Here is a 16417-nt window from a genome sequence, read left to right on the forward strand (position 1 = left end):
CGCGAACCCCGGCCGCTGAAAACCCGGCTGCTCAAAACCCGACTGCTCAGAACCGGCTACGCGAACCCGGCTACTGAATCCTCGGCTCCGGCTCGTCCTCTTCCTCGTCCGGCAGCTTCACGTCCGTGACGGCGATGTTGACCTCGACGACCTCCAGGCCGGTCATCCGCTCCACCGCCGCGATGACGTTCTCCCGCACGGACCGGGCGACGTCGGCGATCGCCACCCCGTAATCCACGACGATCTCCAGGTCGAGCGCGGTCTGGACCTCGCCGACCTCGGCCTTCACGCCGCGCGCGACGGACCGGCTGCCGCCCGGGACGCGGTCCCGGACCGCCCCGAACGTCCGGGAGAGTCCGCTGCCCATCGCGTGGACGCCGACGACGTCGCGGGCCGCGAGCCCGGCGATCTTCTCGACGACCCCGTCGGCGATCGTGGTGCGGCCGCGGTCCGCCGGGGCGGTGGGAACGCTCTCCTTGCTGCTCACGTGCTCGCTCATCGTCCATTCGCCCCTCTCGGCTACGGGCCATGGGCCACGGGCTCCCTTTGCCACCTTAGGTGCGCTTTCCCCGGACCGCTCGGGGGATCCGGGGGAAACGACGGGAGCGGACCGCCACCGGAGTGAGCCGCGGCCGGAAACGCGCCCGGGCGTGCGCGCGGGCATCGCGGCAGGCCGCGGGGACGCACGGCCCGGCCTGTCATGCCCACAGCGATAGAATCCCGCCTATTCGATCAAGAACGGCGGGGGCGGCGACGGCATGTCCCGGAGAGGGGCACGGCATGGCGGAGGCCGGGGCGAGTACGTCGGGGGACGGCTGCCTGGCAGCAGTCCTCACGTCGGCCGGAACAGTGGCCCAGGCACTCGGCTTCGGCCGCGAGGCCCTCGCGGAGTTCAACACACCGGGCCTCCGCTCCCTCCAGGGATTCCGGGCCTTCTTCGGCACGGTGGCGACGTTCGCCCTCATCTGGACGTACGGCGTGGACGGCGGCTGGAGCTCCGTCCTCGAAGACGGGCTGACCAAGCTGTTCATGGCACCCCTGGTGCTCATCGTCGCCGGGCCCCTCGTCATCACCGGCTTCATCCTCTACGCGCCGAAGGAGGACCGCCCGTGGCTGCGCGGGCAGCTGAAGTTCCCGCTGCTGACCGTGGGCGCCTACCTGGGCATACCCCTGGGCATCCTGAGCGTGACCGCCGGGACGTGGTGGCTGATCTTCAACTACATATCCGAGTGGGAGTTCGGGCTGATCGTCGGCCCGCTGCTCTCCCTCTTCCTCTCCTTCTGGCTGCTCGTCGGCCTGGTCTGGCTGGCCGTCTTCCTCTTCCTGGCCTCCGGCGTCGTCGCCCGCACCGCCTTCAACACCGGCATCGTGCACCCCATGCTGCCCGCCGTCTTCACCACGCTCGTCGTCTGGACGCTCAACCTCGTCTCGCTGGGTGACGGCCTGCCCAACGGCCCCCTGTACGTGAAGATCGCCGCGTTCCTCGGCGGGCCGCTCTCCGTCACCGCCCTCTCCGCCTGGGAGCTGTACGTCCTGCGCGTGCGCCACGGGATCCGCGTCCGCGGCGCACGCGCCGCATAAGCCCCGGATAAGCTTCCGCGAAAATCTTGACGCGCAGCAACGCAAGCGCGGTAACGCAAGTAACGCACCACAGGGGGAGCACACTTCATGTCGCTGAGACGTCTGCTGAAGATCAACGGGGTGAGCCTCGCACGCCACGCCCGCCGCCACGCCCACGGCATCTTCGCCGCCCCCAGCCCGGGCCGGGTCATCGACCCCGTCATAGGCCGCGTCCAGAAGGCGCGGGCCGCCGTCGGCGCGCTCACGACGTTCCTGCTGATATCCGTCTACGGCGTCGACGGCGGCTGGAGCGCCGTCTTCGAGGACGGCTTCACGAAGCTCTTCCTCGCACCGCTCGTGCTGATCCTCGTCGGCCCGCTCGTGATCGCCGGTTTCATCTGGTACGCACCGCCGCAGCACCGCCCCGTGCTGCGCGCCCGGCTGCGCTACCCGCTCCGGGCCATCGGCTGGTACCTGGGCATACCGCTCGGCGCGGCCGCCGCGATGCTGCTCCTGCTGGTGCTGAACAAGGCGCTGGCGGGGATCTTCGCGCTCCAGGCCGTGATCGCCCTGACCGTCCTGCTCGCCGGCATCCCGCTGCTGGTCTGGGCGGCGCTCTTCCTCTTCTTCGCCTCGGGCGCCGCCGCCCGCTACGCCTTCAACACGGCCGACGTGCACGCCGCCCTGCCGGCCGTGCTCACGGCCGTCCTCGTGTGGGTGCTGAACGTGGCCCAGCTCGGCGACGGCCTGCCGAACGGGCCGGTGGCCGTGCAGATCGCCGCGTTCCTCGGCGGGCCGCTCTCCGTGACGGCGGTGTCGTACTGGGAGCTGCACGTGCTGCGGACCCGCTACGGGGTCCGCGTCCGGGGCTGACCGGACGCGAACCCGGGAGCCGGCGCGAAGAGAGCCGCTCCGGCGTAACGGAGTGCCCCCGGTACTACTCCCCCACCCCGGCAAGATCCCGCAGCCGCCGCCCCTGCGCGGATCGCTCCGCCGCCCGCTGCTCGTCGTACGTCCGCCCGGCCGCGCCCCGCAGCAGCGCCTTGGTCTCGACCACGGCGTCGCGCGGGGCGGCGAGGATCGCCGCAGCGAGGTCGTGGACCGCGCCGTCGAGCTCGCCGGCCGGCACCACCAGGTTGGCGAGCCCGGTGCGCTCGGCCTCCGCGGCCCGTACGAAGCGCCCGGTGGCGCAGATCTCCAGCGCGCGGGCGTAGCCGACGAGGGAGACCAGCGGCTGCGTGCCGCCGAGGTCGGGCACCAGGCCCAGGCTGGGCTCGCGCATGGCGAACTGTGCGTCCTCCGCGCAGACGCGCAGGTCGCAGGCGAGCGCGAGCTGGAAGCCGGCGCCTATCGCATGGCCCTGGACCGCGGCGATGGAGACGATGTCGTTGCGCCGCCACCAGGTGAACGCGGACTGGTACGCGGAGATCTCGGCGTCGAGCGCCTCGTCGCTCCCGCGGGCCAGATCAAGGAACGAGGGCTCGCCCTCGAAGCCCTCGGGGGTGAAGGCCTGCCGGTCGAGCCCGGCGGAGAAGGACTTGCCCTCGCCGCGCAGCACGACGATCCGGACGCTGCCCGGGAGCAGCCGGCCGGCTTCGGTCAGGACCCGCCAGAGCGCGGGCGACTGGGCGTTGCGCTTGGCGGGGTTGGTGAGGGTGACGGTGGCCACCGCGTCATCCACGGTGAGCCGTACGCCGTCACGGTCGAGCAGGGTGTCGAGCAGAGTCTTGTCGCTGGGGGCGGTCATCGAAGGGCCTCCGATCGGGCTACTGCACAGTAGGTGACTGCACAGTAACCACCCGGCCGACTGCTCGACCGACCGGGTGGCACTGCCCACACTGTCGGTGCCCTGGGTGCGCGGGCGTCAGGCCGAGGCGGCCTTCTTGCCGCGCGTCGCTCCGCCGCGACCCCGGAGGATCACGCCGGATTCACTGAGCATCCGATGAACGAAGCCGTAGGAGCGGCCGGTCTCTTCGGCCAGCGCCCTGATGCTCGCACCGGAGTCGTACTTCTTCTTCAGGTCTGCCGCGAGCTTCTCGCGCGCGGCGCCGGTCACCCGGCTGCCCTTCTTCAGAGTCTCGGCCACCCGTGCCTCCTCATGGGAGATGCGCCTCTTGACTCTCATGATCACCCCTATACGGCCTCCTGGCCACCCATTCGACAAGGTCCATGAGAAGTCCGGGGCCGCCGAAGGCCCGGATTTCCGGCGCTCGCAGGCCTCGGAGCAGGTAATTCCGAACGATCGAGCTCGTACGACCGTACGGGTGGCGCGGCGAAGAGGCAGGTCAGACGGGGCACTCCCGGCCGGCGGTGCGAACGCCCCGGCGCATGGCACGGGGCGTGCGCCGGGGCGGCGGGTGGCAGCGGGGTACGAGCCGCACTCACTCAGATGATGGATCACCCGTCGGCCGAATGATCGGGACGGCACCGATCACGCCGGTCACGGAACGCTACGGAGCGCCCGGGCCCAGGGCAGGGCTCGGGCGGGCGGCCGCGGGGAAGGGCCGCGGGAGGCCGTGAGAAGCCGCGGAAGGGCGACGGCCGTCACGGCCCCGGATCAGGCGAGCGTGACCAGATCCGCGTAGTCCGGGCCCCAGAGGTCCTCGACGCCGTCCGGCAGCAGGATGATGCGCTCGGGCTCGAGGGCCTCGACCGCGCCCTCGTCGTGGGTGACGAGGATGACCGCGCCCTTGTAGGTGCGCAGGGCGCCGAGGATCTCCTCGCGGCTGGCGGGGTCGAGGTTGTTGGTGGGCTCGTCGAGGAGCAGCACGTTGGCGGACGAGACGACCAGGGTCGCCAGCGCGAGCCGGGTCTTCTCGCCACCGGAGAGCACGCCGGCCGGCTTGTCGACGTCGTCGCCGGAGAAGAGGAACGAACCGAGCGTCTTGCGGACCTCGACGAGATCCAGGTCGGGCGCGGAGGAACGCATGTTCTCCAGGACGGTGCGCTCGGGGTCGAGCGTCTCGTGCTCCTGGGCGTAGTAGCCCATCTTCAGGCCGTGGCCCTCGATGACCTGTCCGGTGTCGGGCTTCTCGGCGCCCGCGAGCAGGCGCAGGAGCGTGGTCTTGCCGGCGCCGTTGAGGCCGAGGATGACGACGCGGGAGCCCTTGTCGATGGCCAGGTCGACGTCGGTGAAGATCTCCAGCGAGCCGTAGGACTTCGAGAGGCCCTCCGCCATCAGCGGGGTCTTGCCGCACGGCGCGGGCTCGGGGAAGCGGAGCTTGGCGACCTTGTCGGAGACCCGGACCGCTTCGAGGCCGGACAGCAGGCGCTCGGCACGCTTGGCCATGTTCTGCGCGGCGACGGTCTTGGTGGCCTTGGCGCGCATCTTGTCGGCCTGCGAGTTGAGGGCCGCGGCCTTCTTCTCGGCGTTCTGCCGCTCGCGCTTGCGGCGCTTCTCGTCGGCCTCGCGCTGCTGCTGGTAGAGCTTCCAGCCCATGTTGTAGACGTCGATCTGCGAGCGGTTCGCGTCCAGGTAGAAGACCTTGTTGACGACGGTCTCGACGAGGTCGACGTCGTGGGAGATCACGATGAAGCCGCCGCGGTACGTCTTGAGGTAGTCGCGCAGCCAGACGATCGAGTCGGCGTCGAGGTGGTTGGTGGGCTCGTCGAGGAGCAGGGTGTCGGCGTCGGAGAAGAGGATCCGGGCGAGCTCGACGCGGCGGCGCTGACCGCCGGAGAGGGTGTGCAGGGGCTGGCCGAGCACCCGGTCGGGCAGGCTCAGCGCGGCGGCGATGGTGGCGGCCTCCGACTCGGCGGCGTAGCCGCCCTTGGTCAGGAACTCCGTCTCCAGGCGCTCGTACTTCTTCATCGCCTTCTCGCGGGTGGCGCCCTTGCCGTTGGCCATCCGGTCCTCGTTCTCGCGCATCTTGCGGAGGACCTCGTCCAGGCCGCGGGCGGAGAGGATGCGGTCGCGGGCGAGCACGTCGAGGTCGCCGGTGCGGGGGTCCTGCGGGAGGTAGCCGACCTCGCCGGAGCGGGAGATCGTGCCGCCCGCGGGCATGCCCTCGCCGGCGAGGCACTTGGTGAGGGTGGTCTTGCCGGCGCCGTTGCGGCCGACGAGGCCGATGCGGTCGCCCTTGGCGATGCGGAAGGACGCGTTCTCGATGAGGATGCGGGCGCCGGCGCGCAGCTCGATGCCGGAAGCGGTGATCACGGGATTACTCCAGGGCGGGGTGGACGGCGGTGGGGACGGGAGTCATCTCGGCCGCGCGGGGCCCCTGCGGGGCGGGCGGCCGGCGCCGTCTAATGCACGAGGAGGAATGCCATACCCATCAGTCTAACGGTGATCCGCAACCACGTTTGAGCTCCACCGGGCCCGGACCGGCACCACCGGAAGCCACAACGTCGCGGTCCGGCGGTGCCGCACGGGCCGGTGGCCGCCCGGGCCGGGGCATGGGCGGCCGCGCCCAGGAATCCGCCGCAACGGCGAGCAACCACGACGGCGCCGTCCGGCGGTGCCGAAACACCTGGCACGAGCGGCCGGACCGGCACCGCCGGAGGCGCCGGTGGGGGCTGATCGCCATCGCGGCGGGGAGCGCTCCCGCTACGCCGCAGGCGACGTCGCTGAGAGGGCGGCGATTCCGGTCGTCCAGGGTGTTCCGGGGGCGCAGTGGCGGGCGATGAGGAGGAGGCCCGCACGGTGGGCCGTGCGGGCCGGGTCGAAGGCGCAGCCGGGGCCCGCCTCGCGGTGCCAGCGGAGGTCGCCGTCGGCGGGCCCGTAGGCGGTGACCAGCCGTGGTGTGACGACGGCCACCGCGCCCGGCGGCGTGCCGAGCAGGTGGAGGGCGCCGCGCGCGGCCCGCCCGCCGGCGCCGGGGACGCCGCGGTGCCAGACGGTGAGGGCGCCGCCGCGCAGGGCGGTGCCGGTGACGAGGCCGTCGTCCCAGAGGGCGACGGCCCCGCCGCGGGCGGGGCGGGCGGTCTGGAGCGGGCGGTGGCCTTCGCGGGCGTACGTCCAGCGGCGGGCGCCCGTGCCGGGGTCGTACGCCTCCAGTCCGCCCCGCACGACGCGCACCCGGGGCGCATCCGCGGGCCGTGCGGCGTGCGCGGCGGCGTGCACGGTGAGCCGGTCGCCGAACGGGGCGTGCCGCCCGCGGACGGCGACGGCGGCCAGCGGCGGGGCCAGAAGCAGTACCGCGAGGAGGAGCGCGAGGGGGGCCCGGAAGGGAGTGCGGCGCCCGTCGTGCACCGTGTCCGCCGTCGCCATGGGGGCGCTCCTTCCGTACCGTTTGTCCTGGATATCCGGGCGCCGCCGGCCGGCCCCGCCGACACGCCGGACCGGACACCCGAGCAATAGCGACATACAGGGCGATTCACCGATACTCAGGGGTGGGAAGGCGGTGGGCGCATGCAGTTCGACGACGACGCGGGACTGGACACCTCCCAGGTCCAGGACCAGCGCGGCGGCCGGATCCCGGGCGGCGGGGTGACGATCGGCGGCGGCATCGTGGGCCTGATCGCCCTGGTCCTGGGGCTGTTCTTCGGCATCGGCCCGCAGGAGCTCGGCCTGACCTCGGAGCCGGCCCCCGGCGGCACGGCGAGCAGCGACGCGCAGGTCAACCAGCACTGCCGGACGGGCCGTGACGCCAACACCCGCGAGGACTGCCGGATCGTCGCCGTGGTCAACAGCGCGCAGTCGTTCTGGAGCCAGGAGTTCGCCCGCCGCTCGGGCACGTACACCCCCGCATCGACCGTCTTCTTCACCGGCCAGGTCCGTACGGCCTGCGGGACCGCGTCCTCGGCCGTCGGGCCGTTCTACTGCCCGGGCGACCGCAAGGTCTACCTCGACCTGGGGTTCTTCAACGAGCTGCGGACGAAGTTCGGGGCGAGCGGCGGCCCGTTCGCGGAGGCGTACGTCGTCGCGCACGAGTACGGGCACCACATCCAGAACCTGATGGGCACGCTGGGCCGCGCCCAGGACCGGCGCACGGGCGCCGAGAGCAACTCCGTCAAGGTCGAGCTCCAGGCCGACTGCTACGCGGGGGTCTGGGCCCGGCACGCGACGACCACGCCCGAGAAGTCCACCGGGCGGCCGCTGATCAGCAAGCTGACCAAGGCGGACATCGACGACGGCCTGTCCGCGGCCGCGGCCGTCGGGGACGACCGCATCCAGGAGAAGTTCCAGGGCCGGGTGACGCCGGAGAGCTGGACGCACGGCTCGGCCGCGCAGCGGCAGCAGTGGTTCAACACGGGCTACAGCACCGGGGACATGGCCCGCTGCGACACCTTCCGGTGAGCGGCGAGCCCCGCCGGCGAGCCACCGCTAAGGAGTGACATCTGATGACAGGCACGCACACGCCGAGCATGTACCCCACGCTGCTCTACCGCGACGCGAAGGCGGCGATCAAGCAGCTCACCAAGTCGTTCGGCTTCACGCAGGCCGCCCTGTACGAGAGCGAGGACGGCACGGTCCTGCACGCCGAACTCGCCTACGGCAACGGCAGGGTGATGATCGGTTCGAAGGGGCGGGTGGGGGTGTTCGCCGAGGCCATGCGGGAGAGCGGGCCGGTGGGCGTCTACGTCGTGGTCGAGGACACCGACGCGCACTTCCGGCGGGCCGAGAAGGGCGGCGTGGAGATCCTGATGCCGCCGACGGACCAGGACTACGGCTCGCGGGACTACATGGCGCGGGACCTGGAGGGGAACGTGTGGAGCTTCGGGACGTACGTCCCGGCGGGCTGAGCGCGGCGTGGGAGCCCGGCGCGGCCCGCGGGGCCGGCCGGGCTCCGGATTCCTAGGCTCCGCCCGTGTGGACCTGGAAGGCCGCCTTCCGGACGGCCTTGGCCAAGGCCGGGTCCGGATGGGCCGCCGCCAGGGCGACCAGCACCTGCACCGTGCGCGGATGCCCCACCGCCCGCACCTCCTCCAGCAGCCCCGGCACCGTGCCCTGCACCGCCGAGTCGAGGTGCCGCACGAGCAGCCGGCTCTCGCCGTGGTCGGCGACGGCCGCGGCCGTGTCGACCCACAGCCAGGTGGCCTCCTCGCGGGTGAGGACCTCGGCCGCCTGCTCCGGATCCCGCCCCTCGTGCTCGGCGAGCCACAGCAGGGCGTACGGCCGCAGGCACGGCTCCTCGACGACGGCCCGGACGGCGGGCTCCGCGGCCGCGCCGACCGCCCGCAGCGCCTCGAAGGCCAGGCCCCGGACGAGGGCGTCGTCGCCGCGGGCCGCGTCCAGCAGCTCGCACAGGGCGCTGCCGGCGGGGCGGGCGGCGAGCCACGCGCGGTACTCGGCGCGGGCCGGGCCGGGGGTCAGGTTGGCGCAGCCGCGCAGCATGGCCTCGGCGGACAGCTCGATGTTGCCCGCGGGGCTCTGCGCGGCGACGCAGATCTGCTCCAGCTTGACCCACACCGCCCAGTTGCCCAGCGGGGTCAGCACGGCCTCGGCCTGCGGCCCGGGGCCGCCGCGCATGACCAGGGCGCCGACGGAGGCGAGCCCTTCGAGGGCCCAGCCGAGGAGCTCCTCCAGCGGGTCGTCGTCGGTCGAGACGGACCGGGCCGCGGGGACGGGCCGGCCGCCGTAGGGGACCTCGCAGCGCTCGGCACGGATCTCGGCGACGCGCTGCTGGAGCAGGTCGAGGAGCATGGCGACGGGCACGGACCCGGCCGACAGGTGCATGACGGACAGCAGCTGGGGCGCGGCCTCGACGACCTCGGCGGCGACCGTGGCGTCCGCGCCCGCGGGTGCGGGGTGGGCCAGGGACCAGGCGTCGAAGAGGGCGACCCAGCCGCGCAGGACGGCGCCGTCGTCGCGGTCCCAGGCCTGCATCCGCCAGCCGGGGCGGGCGGTGCCGCCGTGCAGCTCGACGAGCCCGGCGAGGCGGGCGCGGTCCCAGTCGGCGCGCGCCCGGTGGGGCGTCAGGCCCAGGGCCGCGGCGGCCCGCCCGGCCGTCTCCGCGGAGAGCCCGCCGGTCGTACCGGGGCGCAGGGTGGCGCCGCGGCCTCGCTCGTCGGCCGCCCAGCGGGCCACGCGGACCGCGCCGGTGAGGCAGTCTCTGGCCTGCCGGGCCAGTTCCGCCGGGGCGGGGGTGCCGGCCGGCGGGCGGGGCGCCGGGCGGGTGCCTCGGTTGGCCACGGCCCGGCGGGCAGCGGCGATCGGCTGTCGGGGGACAAGTCTGAGCCGGGAGTCGCGCGGAGTACGGGACGTCACAGGAGCAGTCTTGCCGCTGCTGCTCCGAAAACCCAATCGGAATCAATTGTCCAGCTGTCCACCATTCACTTCCTGCCGCTGGATCAGGGCAGCTTGGAGGCTGTGGAGCCGTCACATGAAGGGGATGAGGAACCTCCGCAGCGCCTCTTCGTAACGCTCCGGGGCGGCGTTCCACATCGCGGCGTGCGGGGCCCGGCGGACGGTGTGCAGGACAATCAGATCGGGGCGGCCGGCCGCGAGTTCGCGTGAGGTGTGCCACGGGGCGACGGTGTCGTCGGGGCCGTGGGCGAGGAGGGCGGGGACGGTCAGCCGGGCCGGGTCGCGGAGCCGGTCGAGCCCGTCAAGGGCCATTCCGGTCCGGCCGCGGGCGGCGTGCACGGCGAGCGGCAGGAGCGGGGCGGGCACGCCGCGGCCGGCGGCCAGGGCGTGCAGGGCGGCCGGCCAGTCCAGGACCGGGGAGTCGAGGACGACGCCGCTGATGTGCGGGCGCAGCTCCGGGTCGGTGACGGCCAGCAGGGCCATGGTGGCGCCGGTGGACCAGCCGTGGAGGACGACCCGGCGGGCGCCGTGGGCCAGGGCGTAGCGGACGGCAGCGGCGAGATCGTGCCATTCGGCGAGCCCGAAACGGCTGATTCCGTCCGGTGGGCGGGGTGCCCCGGGGTCGCCCCGGTAGGCGAGGGCGAGGACCGGCAGCCGCAGGCGGTGCAGGAACGGCATGACGACCATGGGGTGCTCGCGGGTGGCGCCGAGGCCGTGCACGGCGATCACCCAGGTGTCGCGGGCGGCGGGCACGAACCAGGCGGGGAGCGGTCCGAACTCGCCGGGGACGGTGACGTCGGCGTGGTCCAGGCCGAGGGTGTCGCGGGGGTTCCCGGCGTGGACCTGCGGGGTGAGCCACACCCGGTCGCCCGGCTCCGGGGCGCCGCGTGTGACGCGCACCAGGCGGCGGACGACGGCGTCGGCGGAGTGCGGCGCGCCCTGGACGACGGGGCCGACGACGGCGTGCAGGCCTCGCCCGGTCAGCCCGTAGGTGCCGGGGCGCAGGGAGGCCTGGTGGCGGGTGAGGGTGATGCGGTCGCCGTCGACGGAGTGGACGGCGAGCCGCGGCTGGTCCGGCGGGGGGCCGCCGGGGGCGGCGCGGAGGGCGGCGTCGGAGGCGTACCGGCCGGCCGCGAGGGCGGCTGCGCCGGCACCGATCGCTGTCGCGGCGGCCGCGGCCGCCGTCGCTCGTATGCCCATCACGTCCAGTGTGAGCGGCCGCGCCGAACCCGGCCAGTGGGCGACGGCGGCGCCCGTACGCCCCTGGCCGGAACGCTGCGGTCAGCGTTGGGCGCCGTAGCCGCGGAGCTTCTCCGCGGCCCGGTTCGCCTGCTCAGGAGTGAGGAGCGTCGGTGCGCGGCCGGGTGCGGAGGAGGCGGTGAGCCAGACGCGGCACATCCACTCCAGCTGCGCGGTGCGGTCGTAGGCCTGGTCGAGGCCGGCACCGTAGGTCAGGATGCCGTGGTTGCGCAGGAGGCAACCGGTGCGGTCGTCGAGGGCCTGAAGGGCGTGCGCGGCCAGCTCGTCGCTGCCGTAGAGGGCGTACGGGGCGACGCGGACCGGCCCGCCGAGGGCGCCGGACATGTAGTGGATCAGCGGCAGCTCGTCGACGAGGGTGGAGACGGCCGTGGCGTGGACGGCGTGCGTGTGCACGATCGCGGCGGCGTCCGTGGCGCGGTAGACCGCCAGGTGCAGGGGGAGCTCGCTGGTGGGGGCCAGGTCGCCGAGGATCGGGCGGCCCTCCAGGTCGACGGCGACCACGTCGCGCGCGGTCAGCCGGTCGTACGGGACGCCGCTCGGTGTGACGACGATCACGTCGCCGGTCCGGGCGGAGACGTTGCCCGACGTGCCCACGACGAGGCCGTCGGCGGTGGTGCGGCGGGCCGTGGCCAGGACATCGGCCCACGTCCGGCGGATCTGCTCGGTCTCCCTCATCCGTCCTCCATCCGATCACTGCCTCCGGTTCGCGTCACTGCCGTGCCGGGATCAGTTCACCTTCCGTTCACCCAAGGTCTTTACGGTCCAGGCTGTACTGACCATCGAGCTGATTGCCTGGGTGAATGGAACACATCACGCTTCTCATCGGGATCGTGATCGTCACGGCCTTGGTGTTCGACTTTACGAACGGCTTCCACGACACGGCCAACGCCATGGCCACCACCATCTCCACCGGGGCCCTCAAGCCCAAGGTGGCGGTGGCGATGTCGGCCGTGCTGAACCTCGTCGGCGCGTTCCTCTCCGTGGAGGTCGCCAAGACGATCTCCGGGGGAATCATCGATGAGAGCGCGGGCATCAGACCGGAGATCATCTTCGCGGGCCTGGTCGGCGCGATCGTCTGGAACCTGCTGACCTGGCTCGCCGGCCTCCCCTCCAGCTCCTCGCACGCCCTCTTCGGCGGCCTCATCGGCGCGACCATCGTCTCCGTCGGCTTCGACGCGGTCAACGCCGACAAGGTCGTCATGAAGGTCCTCATCCCCGCCGTCGCCGCGCCGATCGTGGCCGGCCTCGCCGCCTGGTGCGCGACCCGGCTCACCTACCGGCTCGCCCGCGGTCGCGACGAGCGCGACACCGCCAAGGGCTACCGCGCCGGGCAGATCGCCTCGGCCGCCCTGGTCTCCCTCGCCCACGGCACCAACGACGCCCAGAAGACGATGGGCGTGATCACCCTCGCGCTGGTCGCCGGCGGCGTCGTCGCGCCGCACTCCGACCCGCCGATGTGGGTCATCGTCTCGGCCGGCCTGGCCATCGCGCTCGGCACGTACCTGGGCGGCTGGCGCATCATCCAGACCCTCGGCAAGGGCCTCACCGACATCAAGCCCGCGCAGGGCTTCGCCGCCCAGACCGGCGCCGCGACCGTGATCCTCGCCTCCTCGCACATTGGCTTCGCGCTCTCCACCACCCAGGTCTGCTCCGGCTCGATCATGGGCGCCGGGCTCGGCCGCAAGGGCGGCGTCGTGCGCTGGTCGACCGCCGGGCGCATGGTCATGGCCTGGGGCCTGACCCTGCCCGCGGCCGGCCTCGTCGCCGGCGGCGCGGCCCTCCTCGCCGACCAGGGCGACTGGGGCGTCGGCGCGGTCGCCGTCCTCGGCCTGGGCGTCTCCGCCGCGATCTGGCTGGCCTCGCGCCGCAAGCCCGTCACCCACGACGACCTGGACTCGCGCGACGCTGTCGCCGACGCCGAGCCGGCCGGTGTCGTCACCGCGGCCCTCCAGGCCGTCGCCCCGCCGCCGGCCGGGCCCCTGGCCCCCGCGGCCTCCTCCTCCCCCGAGGCCGGGCGGGCTCCTGCCGCCGCCGCGGCGAGCTAAGGCATAAGGAAGAAACAGCATGCACATCGACTGGGCAGCTCTCGGCCAGGTCTTCGGCGTCAGCCTCGTGGTGACGGTCGGCCTGGTGGGCATCTTCACCCTGGGCATCATGGGCACGGCGCCCCGCACGGGGGGCTCGGCGGACGCGGCCGCGGGTACGGGGGCGCTCGCGCGCTCCGGGGCGTACGCGTGCTTCGCACTGTGCGCGGCGGCCGTGGGTTACGGCATCTACTTGATCGTGGCGTAGGCGCCACGCTCCGCGTTTCGAACGGCCGGGTCCCCGAAGGGGCCCGGCCGTTCGCGCATTTGCATCCCGTTGCCGCGCAACCAACTCCCGCCGCGGCGAGCAACCACCGCGGTGGAGCCCGGCGGTGCCGTACCCACGGCCAGTCCGGCACCGCCGGACACGCACACAGTGGCCGCTCGCCGCGGCGGCGGTAAAAGACACCGGCCGCGCCCGGCACGGGAACCGCTCGGCCCAGGTCAGACGTGAGTTGACGGCGCCCGCGGCGCATGGTGGACTTCCGGAGCCAAACGGCGACAGCAGAGGAAGCCGGTGCGAATCCGGCGCGGTCCCGCCACTGTCACCGGGGAGCGTCTCCCCACACGATGGCCACGGCGGCGAGCCGGAAGGCCGGGGCGGACGCGGATCCGGGAGCCAGGAGACTCTGGTCGCCGGTCACGTCGAGCCAGGGCGCGGACCCTGAGTGAGGACACATCGTCATGCCCGGCGCCCGCCACCGAACGCCCCGCAGCACCCCCTCCCCCCGCCGAGGCGTGACGGCGGTCTGACCCGATGCGTGCCGACCCGATCGGTTTCGCGTGCGGCGCCGCCCTCGGCTTCCTCGGTGACCGCGTCCTGGGCGACCCCCGCCGCGGCCACCCCGTCGCCGCGTTTGGCCGTGCCGCGCTCGCCGTGGAACAACGCCTGTGGCGCGACCACCGCGGCCGCGGCGCCCTGCACACGCTGGTGTGCGCCGGGGGCGCGGCCGCCGGCGCCGCGCTGCTGACCCGTACCGTACGCGCCTCCCGTTCCCGTACCGCCGACGTCGCGCTGACCGCCGCCGCCACCTGGGCCGTGCTCGGCGGCACGTCGCTGGGCCGCGAGGCGCGCGCCATCGGCGGCGCGCTCGCCGCCGGTGATGTGGAGGTCGCCCGCGAGCGCCTGCCGCACCTGTGCGGCCGCGACCCGCAGGCGCTGGACGGTCAGCAGATCGCCCGCGCCGTCGTGGAATCCGTGGCCGAGAACACCTCGGACGCCGTCGTCGGCGCCCTCGTGTGGGGCGCGTTCGGCGGCGTGCCCGGCCTGGTGGCCTTCCGGGCCGTGAACACCCTGGACGCCATGGTCGGCCACAAGTCGGCCCGTTACCGCCGCTTCGGCTGGGCCTCGGCCCGCCTGGACGACGTGGCCGGCTGGCCCGGCGCCCGCCTGACCGCCGCCCTCGCCGTCCTCGCGGGCCCGGACCCGCGCGGCGCCTGGCGCGTGGCCCGGCGCGACGCCTCCCGGCACCCCAGCCCCAACGCGGGCCCCGTGGAGGCGGCGTTCGCGGGCGCGCTCGGCGTGCGGCTGGGCGGCACGCTCGCGTACGCGGGCCGGACCGAGCACCGCCCCGTCCTGGGCGCGGAGAACCGCCCCGTGCGGACGGACGACATCGAGCGCGCGGTACGCCTCTCGCGCCGCGTGTCGCTGCTGGCCCTGGGGACGGCGGTGGCGGCCCGCACAGTGGGCAGCCTGTTGACGACGGCAAGGAGGAACCGGTGACGGCTGACAGGAGCGGGCCCGGGGGCCCGCTGGGCGGGGGCCTGCTGGTGGCCGGCACCACCTCGGACGCGGGCAAGAGCGTGGTGACGGCCGGCATCTGCCGCTGGCTGGTCCGCAAGGGCGTCAAGGTCGCGCCGTTCAAGGCGCAGAACATGTCGCTCAACTCGTTCGTGACGCGCGAGGGCGCGGAGATAGGCCGCGCGCAGGCCATGCAGGCGGCCGCGGCCCGCGTGGAGCCGAGCGCGCTCATGAACCCCGTCCTGCTGAAGCCCGGCGGGGACCGCAGCAGCCAGGTCGTCCTGATGGGCAAGCCGGTCGGCGAGCTGAGCGCCCGCGGCTACCACGCGGGCCGCCAGGAGCAGCTGTTCGGCACGGTGACCGAGTGCCTGGAGGAGCTGCGGCGCACGCACGACGCGGTCATCTGCGAGGGCGCCGGCAGCCCGGCCGAGATCAACCTGCGGCGCAGCGACATCGTCAACATGGGCATCGCCCGGGCGGCCCGGCTGCCCGTGGTCGTGGTCGGCGACATCGACCGCGGCGGGGTCTTCGCGTCGTTCTTCGGCACGACGGCGCTGCTGTCGCCGGAGGACCAGGAGCTGATAGCGGGTTACGTCGTCAACAAGTTCCGGGGCGACGTGACGCTGCTGGAGCCGGGCCTGGGCATGCTGTACGAGCTGACGGGCCGGCGGACGTTCGGCGTCCTGCCGTTCGCGCACGGCCTCGGCATCGACGAGGAGGACGGCCTGCGGGTCTCCCTGCGGGGCGCGGTGCGCGAGTCGGTGGTGGCCCCGCCGCACGGGGCGGACGTGCTGCGGGTCGCGGTGTGCGCGGTGCCGCTGATGTCGAACTTCACGGACGTGGACGCGCTGGCGGCCGAGCCGGGCGTGGTGGTGCGCTTCGTCGACCGCGCGGAGGAGCTCGCCGACGCCGACCTGGTGGTCGTGCCGGGCACGCGCGGCACGGTGCGCGCGCTGGCGTGGCTGCGCGAGCGCGGCCTCGCGGACGCGCTGGTGCGCCGCGCGGCGGAGGGCCTCCCGGTGCTGGGCATCTGCGGCGGCTACCAGGTGCTGGGCGAGCGCATAGAGGACGAGGTCGAGTCGCGGGCGGGCGTGGTCGAGGGGCTGGGCCTGCTGCCGGTGCGCATCCGCTTCGCCGCGGAGAAGACCCTGGCGAGACCGGTGGGCACGGCCCTGGGCGAGCCCGTGGAGGGCTACGAGATCCACCACGGCGTGGCGGACGTGCGGGGCGGCGACGAGGCGTTCTTGGACGGGTGCCGGGTCGGCTCGGTGTGGGGCACGCACTGGCACGGCTCGCTGGAGAGCGACGGCTTCCGCCGGGCGTTCCTGCGGCGCGTCGCGGAGGCGGCGGGGAGGGCGTTCGTCCCGGCCCCGGACACGTCGTTCGCGGCGCTGCGCGAGGAGCAGCTGGACCGGCTGGGCGATCTGATCGAGGAACACGCGGACACGGACGCGCTGCTGCGGCTGATCGAGGACGGGGTCCCGAAGGGCGTCCCGTTCATACCGCCGGGCGCACCGGCTCCGCTCGCGCGGAACGACAACACTGGGGGTACCCGTTGACGGCCTCGGCCACCTATCCGTTCAC

At 73.8% G+C, this 16417-nt stretch carries 16 protein-coding genes and 1 riboswitch; of the genes, 8 read left to right on the plus strand and 8 right to left on the minus strand.

What is annotated here, in order from left to right; genetic code table 11:
• Positions 1-70: 70 nt before the first annotated feature.
• Positions 71-499: an Asp23/Gls24 family envelope stress response protein gene (locus D7231_RS06965; protein ID WP_120754076.1), complete on the minus strand. Its 429-nt coding sequence runs from the start codon at positions 497-499 to the stop codon at positions 71-73.
• A gap of 281 nt (positions 500-780) precedes the next feature.
• On the opposite strand from D7231_RS06965, the gene D7231_RS06970 reads away from it, so the two are divergent.
• A complete protein-coding gene (locus tag D7231_RS06970; protein ID WP_147449690.1) occupies positions 781-1581 on the plus strand; it encodes a hypothetical protein in 801 nt (266 codons plus the stop codon).
• An 87-nt stretch (positions 1582-1668) separates the two neighbouring features.
• Complete coding sequence (locus tag D7231_RS06975; protein WP_120754078.1) at positions 1669-2433, plus strand: hypothetical protein; 765 nt, start codon at positions 1669-1671, stop codon at positions 2431-2433.
• Positions 2434-2497: 64 nt separating this feature from the next.
• Here the strand turns inward: D7231_RS06975 and D7231_RS06980 are convergent, their stop codons facing one another.
• The 4 genes from D7231_RS06980 to D7231_RS06995 all read right to left on the minus strand — a co-directional run bounded on the left by D7231_RS06980 (position 2498) and on the right by D7231_RS06995 (position 6769).
• Complete coding sequence (locus D7231_RS06980) at positions 2498-3307, minus strand: enoyl-CoA hydratase/isomerase family protein (protein ID WP_120754079.1); 810 nt, start codon at positions 3305-3307, stop codon at positions 2498-2500.
• A gap of 117 nt (positions 3308-3424) precedes the next feature.
• Positions 3425-3646 (minus strand): helix-turn-helix domain-containing protein, encoded by a 222-nt coding sequence (locus tag D7231_RS06985; protein WP_030366669.1) that lies wholly within the window; start codon positions 3644-3646, stop codon positions 3425-3427.
• A 471-nt stretch (positions 3647-4117) separates the two neighbouring features.
• Complete coding sequence (locus tag D7231_RS06990; RefSeq protein ID WP_120754080.1) at positions 4118-5716, minus strand: ABC-F family ATP-binding cassette domain-containing protein; 1599 nt, start codon at positions 5714-5716, stop codon at positions 4118-4120.
• 390 nt (positions 5717-6106) lie between these two features.
• Positions 6107-6769 carry a hypothetical protein gene (locus D7231_RS06995; RefSeq protein WP_120754081.1) on the minus strand — a complete coding sequence of 221 codons (663 nt, stop codon included), beginning with the start codon at positions 6767-6769 and terminating at the stop codon, positions 6107-6109.
• A gap of 141 nt (positions 6770-6910) precedes the next feature.
• On the opposite strand from D7231_RS06995, the gene ypfJ reads away from it, so the two are divergent.
• Both ypfJ and D7231_RS07005 read left to right on the plus strand, forming a co-directional pair.
• Positions 6911-7798, plus strand: coding sequence for a KPN_02809 family neutral zinc metallopeptidase (gene ypfJ, locus D7231_RS07000; protein WP_120754082.1), 888 nt, complete (start codon positions 6911-6913; stop codon positions 7796-7798).
• Positions 7799-7842: 44 nt separating this feature from the next.
• Positions 7843-8244, plus strand: a complete 402-nt coding sequence (locus D7231_RS07005) for a VOC family protein (protein WP_120754083.1) — start codon at positions 7843-7845, stop codon at positions 8242-8244.
• Positions 8245-8296: 52 nt separating this feature from the next.
• Here the strand turns inward: D7231_RS07005 and D7231_RS07010 are convergent, their stop codons facing one another.
• From D7231_RS07010 to D7231_RS07020, 3 genes are all read right to left on the minus strand, one after another.
• Entirely contained in the window at positions 8297-9709 is a 1413-nt protein-coding gene (locus D7231_RS07010) for a hypothetical protein (RefSeq protein ID WP_199739321.1), read from the minus strand.
• Between the two features lie 111 nt (positions 9710-9820).
• Positions 9821-10948 (minus strand): alpha/beta hydrolase, encoded by a 1128-nt coding sequence (locus tag D7231_RS07015; RefSeq protein ID WP_120754085.1) that lies wholly within the window; start codon positions 10946-10948, stop codon positions 9821-9823.
• Positions 10949-11029: 81 nt separating this feature from the next.
• A complete protein-coding gene (locus D7231_RS07020) occupies positions 11030-11683 on the minus strand; it encodes a class II aldolase/adducin family protein (protein WP_120754086.1) in 654 nt (217 codons plus the stop codon).
• 125 nt (positions 11684-11808) lie between these two features.
• Between D7231_RS07020 and D7231_RS07025 the strand changes: the two genes are divergently transcribed.
• From D7231_RS07025 to D7231_RS07040, 4 genes are all read left to right on the plus strand, one after another.
• A complete protein-coding gene (locus D7231_RS07025) occupies positions 11809-13053 on the plus strand; it encodes an inorganic phosphate transporter (protein ID WP_120754087.1) in 1245 nt (414 codons plus the stop codon).
• A gap of 19 nt (positions 13054-13072) precedes the next feature.
• Positions 13073-13300 (plus strand): hypothetical protein, encoded by a 228-nt coding sequence (locus tag D7231_RS07030; RefSeq protein ID WP_120754088.1) that lies wholly within the window; start codon positions 13073-13075, stop codon positions 13298-13300.
• 300 nt (positions 13301-13600) lie between these two features.
• A riboswitch (cobalamin riboswitch) is annotated at positions 13601-13721 on the plus strand.
• Positions 13722-13849: 128 nt separating this feature from the next.
• On the plus strand, positions 13850-14815 hold the full coding sequence (locus tag D7231_RS07035) for a cobalamin biosynthesis protein (protein WP_120754089.1): 966 nt from the start codon (positions 13850-13852) through the stop codon (positions 14813-14815).
• 29 nt (positions 14816-14844) lie between these two features.
• Positions 14845-16392: a cobyric acid synthase gene (locus D7231_RS07040; protein WP_120754576.1), complete on the plus strand. Its 1548-nt coding sequence runs from the start codon at positions 14845-14847 to the stop codon at positions 16390-16392.
• The last annotated feature ends 25 nt before the right edge of the window (positions 16393-16417 follow it).

Origin of the sequence: Streptomyces klenkii (assembly GCF_003626645.1) — a bacterium.
In the GTDB taxonomy this organism is placed as follows: Bacteria; Actinomycetota; Actinomycetes; order Streptomycetales; family Streptomycetaceae; genus Streptomyces; species Streptomyces klenkii.

What these genes read in the sequence shown, in the direction of transcription:
- D7231_RS06980 (WP_120754079.1), bottom strand. Translation starts at nt 3,307, where the DNA reads ATGACCGCCCCCAGCGACAAGACTCTGCTCGACACCCTGCTCGACCGT.
- D7231_RS06965 (WP_120754076.1), bottom strand. Translation starts at nt 499, where the DNA reads ATGAGCGAGCACGTGAGCAGCAAGGAGAGCGTTCCCACCGCCCCGGCG.
- D7231_RS07005 (WP_120754083.1), top strand. Translation starts at nt 7,843, where the DNA reads ATGACAGGCACGCACACGCCGAGCATGTACCCCACGCTGCTCTACCGC.
- D7231_RS07015 (WP_120754085.1), bottom strand. Translation starts at nt 10,948, where the DNA reads ATGGGCATACGAGCGACGGCGGCCGCGGCCGCCGCGACAGCGATCGGT.
- D7231_RS07030 (WP_120754088.1), top strand. Translation starts at nt 13,073, where the DNA reads ATGCACATCGACTGGGCAGCTCTCGGCCAGGTCTTCGGCGTCAGCCTC.
- ypfJ (WP_120754082.1), top strand. Translation starts at nt 6,911, where the DNA reads ATGCAGTTCGACGACGACGCGGGACTGGACACCTCCCAGGTCCAGGAC.
- D7231_RS07020 (WP_120754086.1), bottom strand. Translation starts at nt 11,683, where the DNA reads ATGAGGGAGACCGAGCAGATCCGCCGGACGTGGGCCGATGTCCTGGCC.
- D7231_RS07035 (WP_120754089.1), top strand. Translation starts at nt 13,850, where the DNA reads ATGCGTGCCGACCCGATCGGTTTCGCGTGCGGCGCCGCCCTCGGCTTC.
- D7231_RS06975 (WP_120754078.1), top strand. Translation starts at nt 1,669, where the DNA reads ATGTCGCTGAGACGTCTGCTGAAGATCAACGGGGTGAGCCTCGCACGC.
- D7231_RS06970 (WP_147449690.1), top strand. Translation starts at nt 781, where the DNA reads ATGGCGGAGGCCGGGGCGAGTACGTCGGGGGACGGCTGCCTGGCAGCA.
- D7231_RS06995 (WP_120754081.1), bottom strand. Translation starts at nt 6,769, where the DNA reads ATGGCGACGGCGGACACGGTGCACGACGGGCGCCGCACTCCCTTCCGG.
- D7231_RS07025 (WP_120754087.1), top strand. Translation starts at nt 11,809, where the DNA reads ATGGAACACATCACGCTTCTCATCGGGATCGTGATCGTCACGGCCTTG.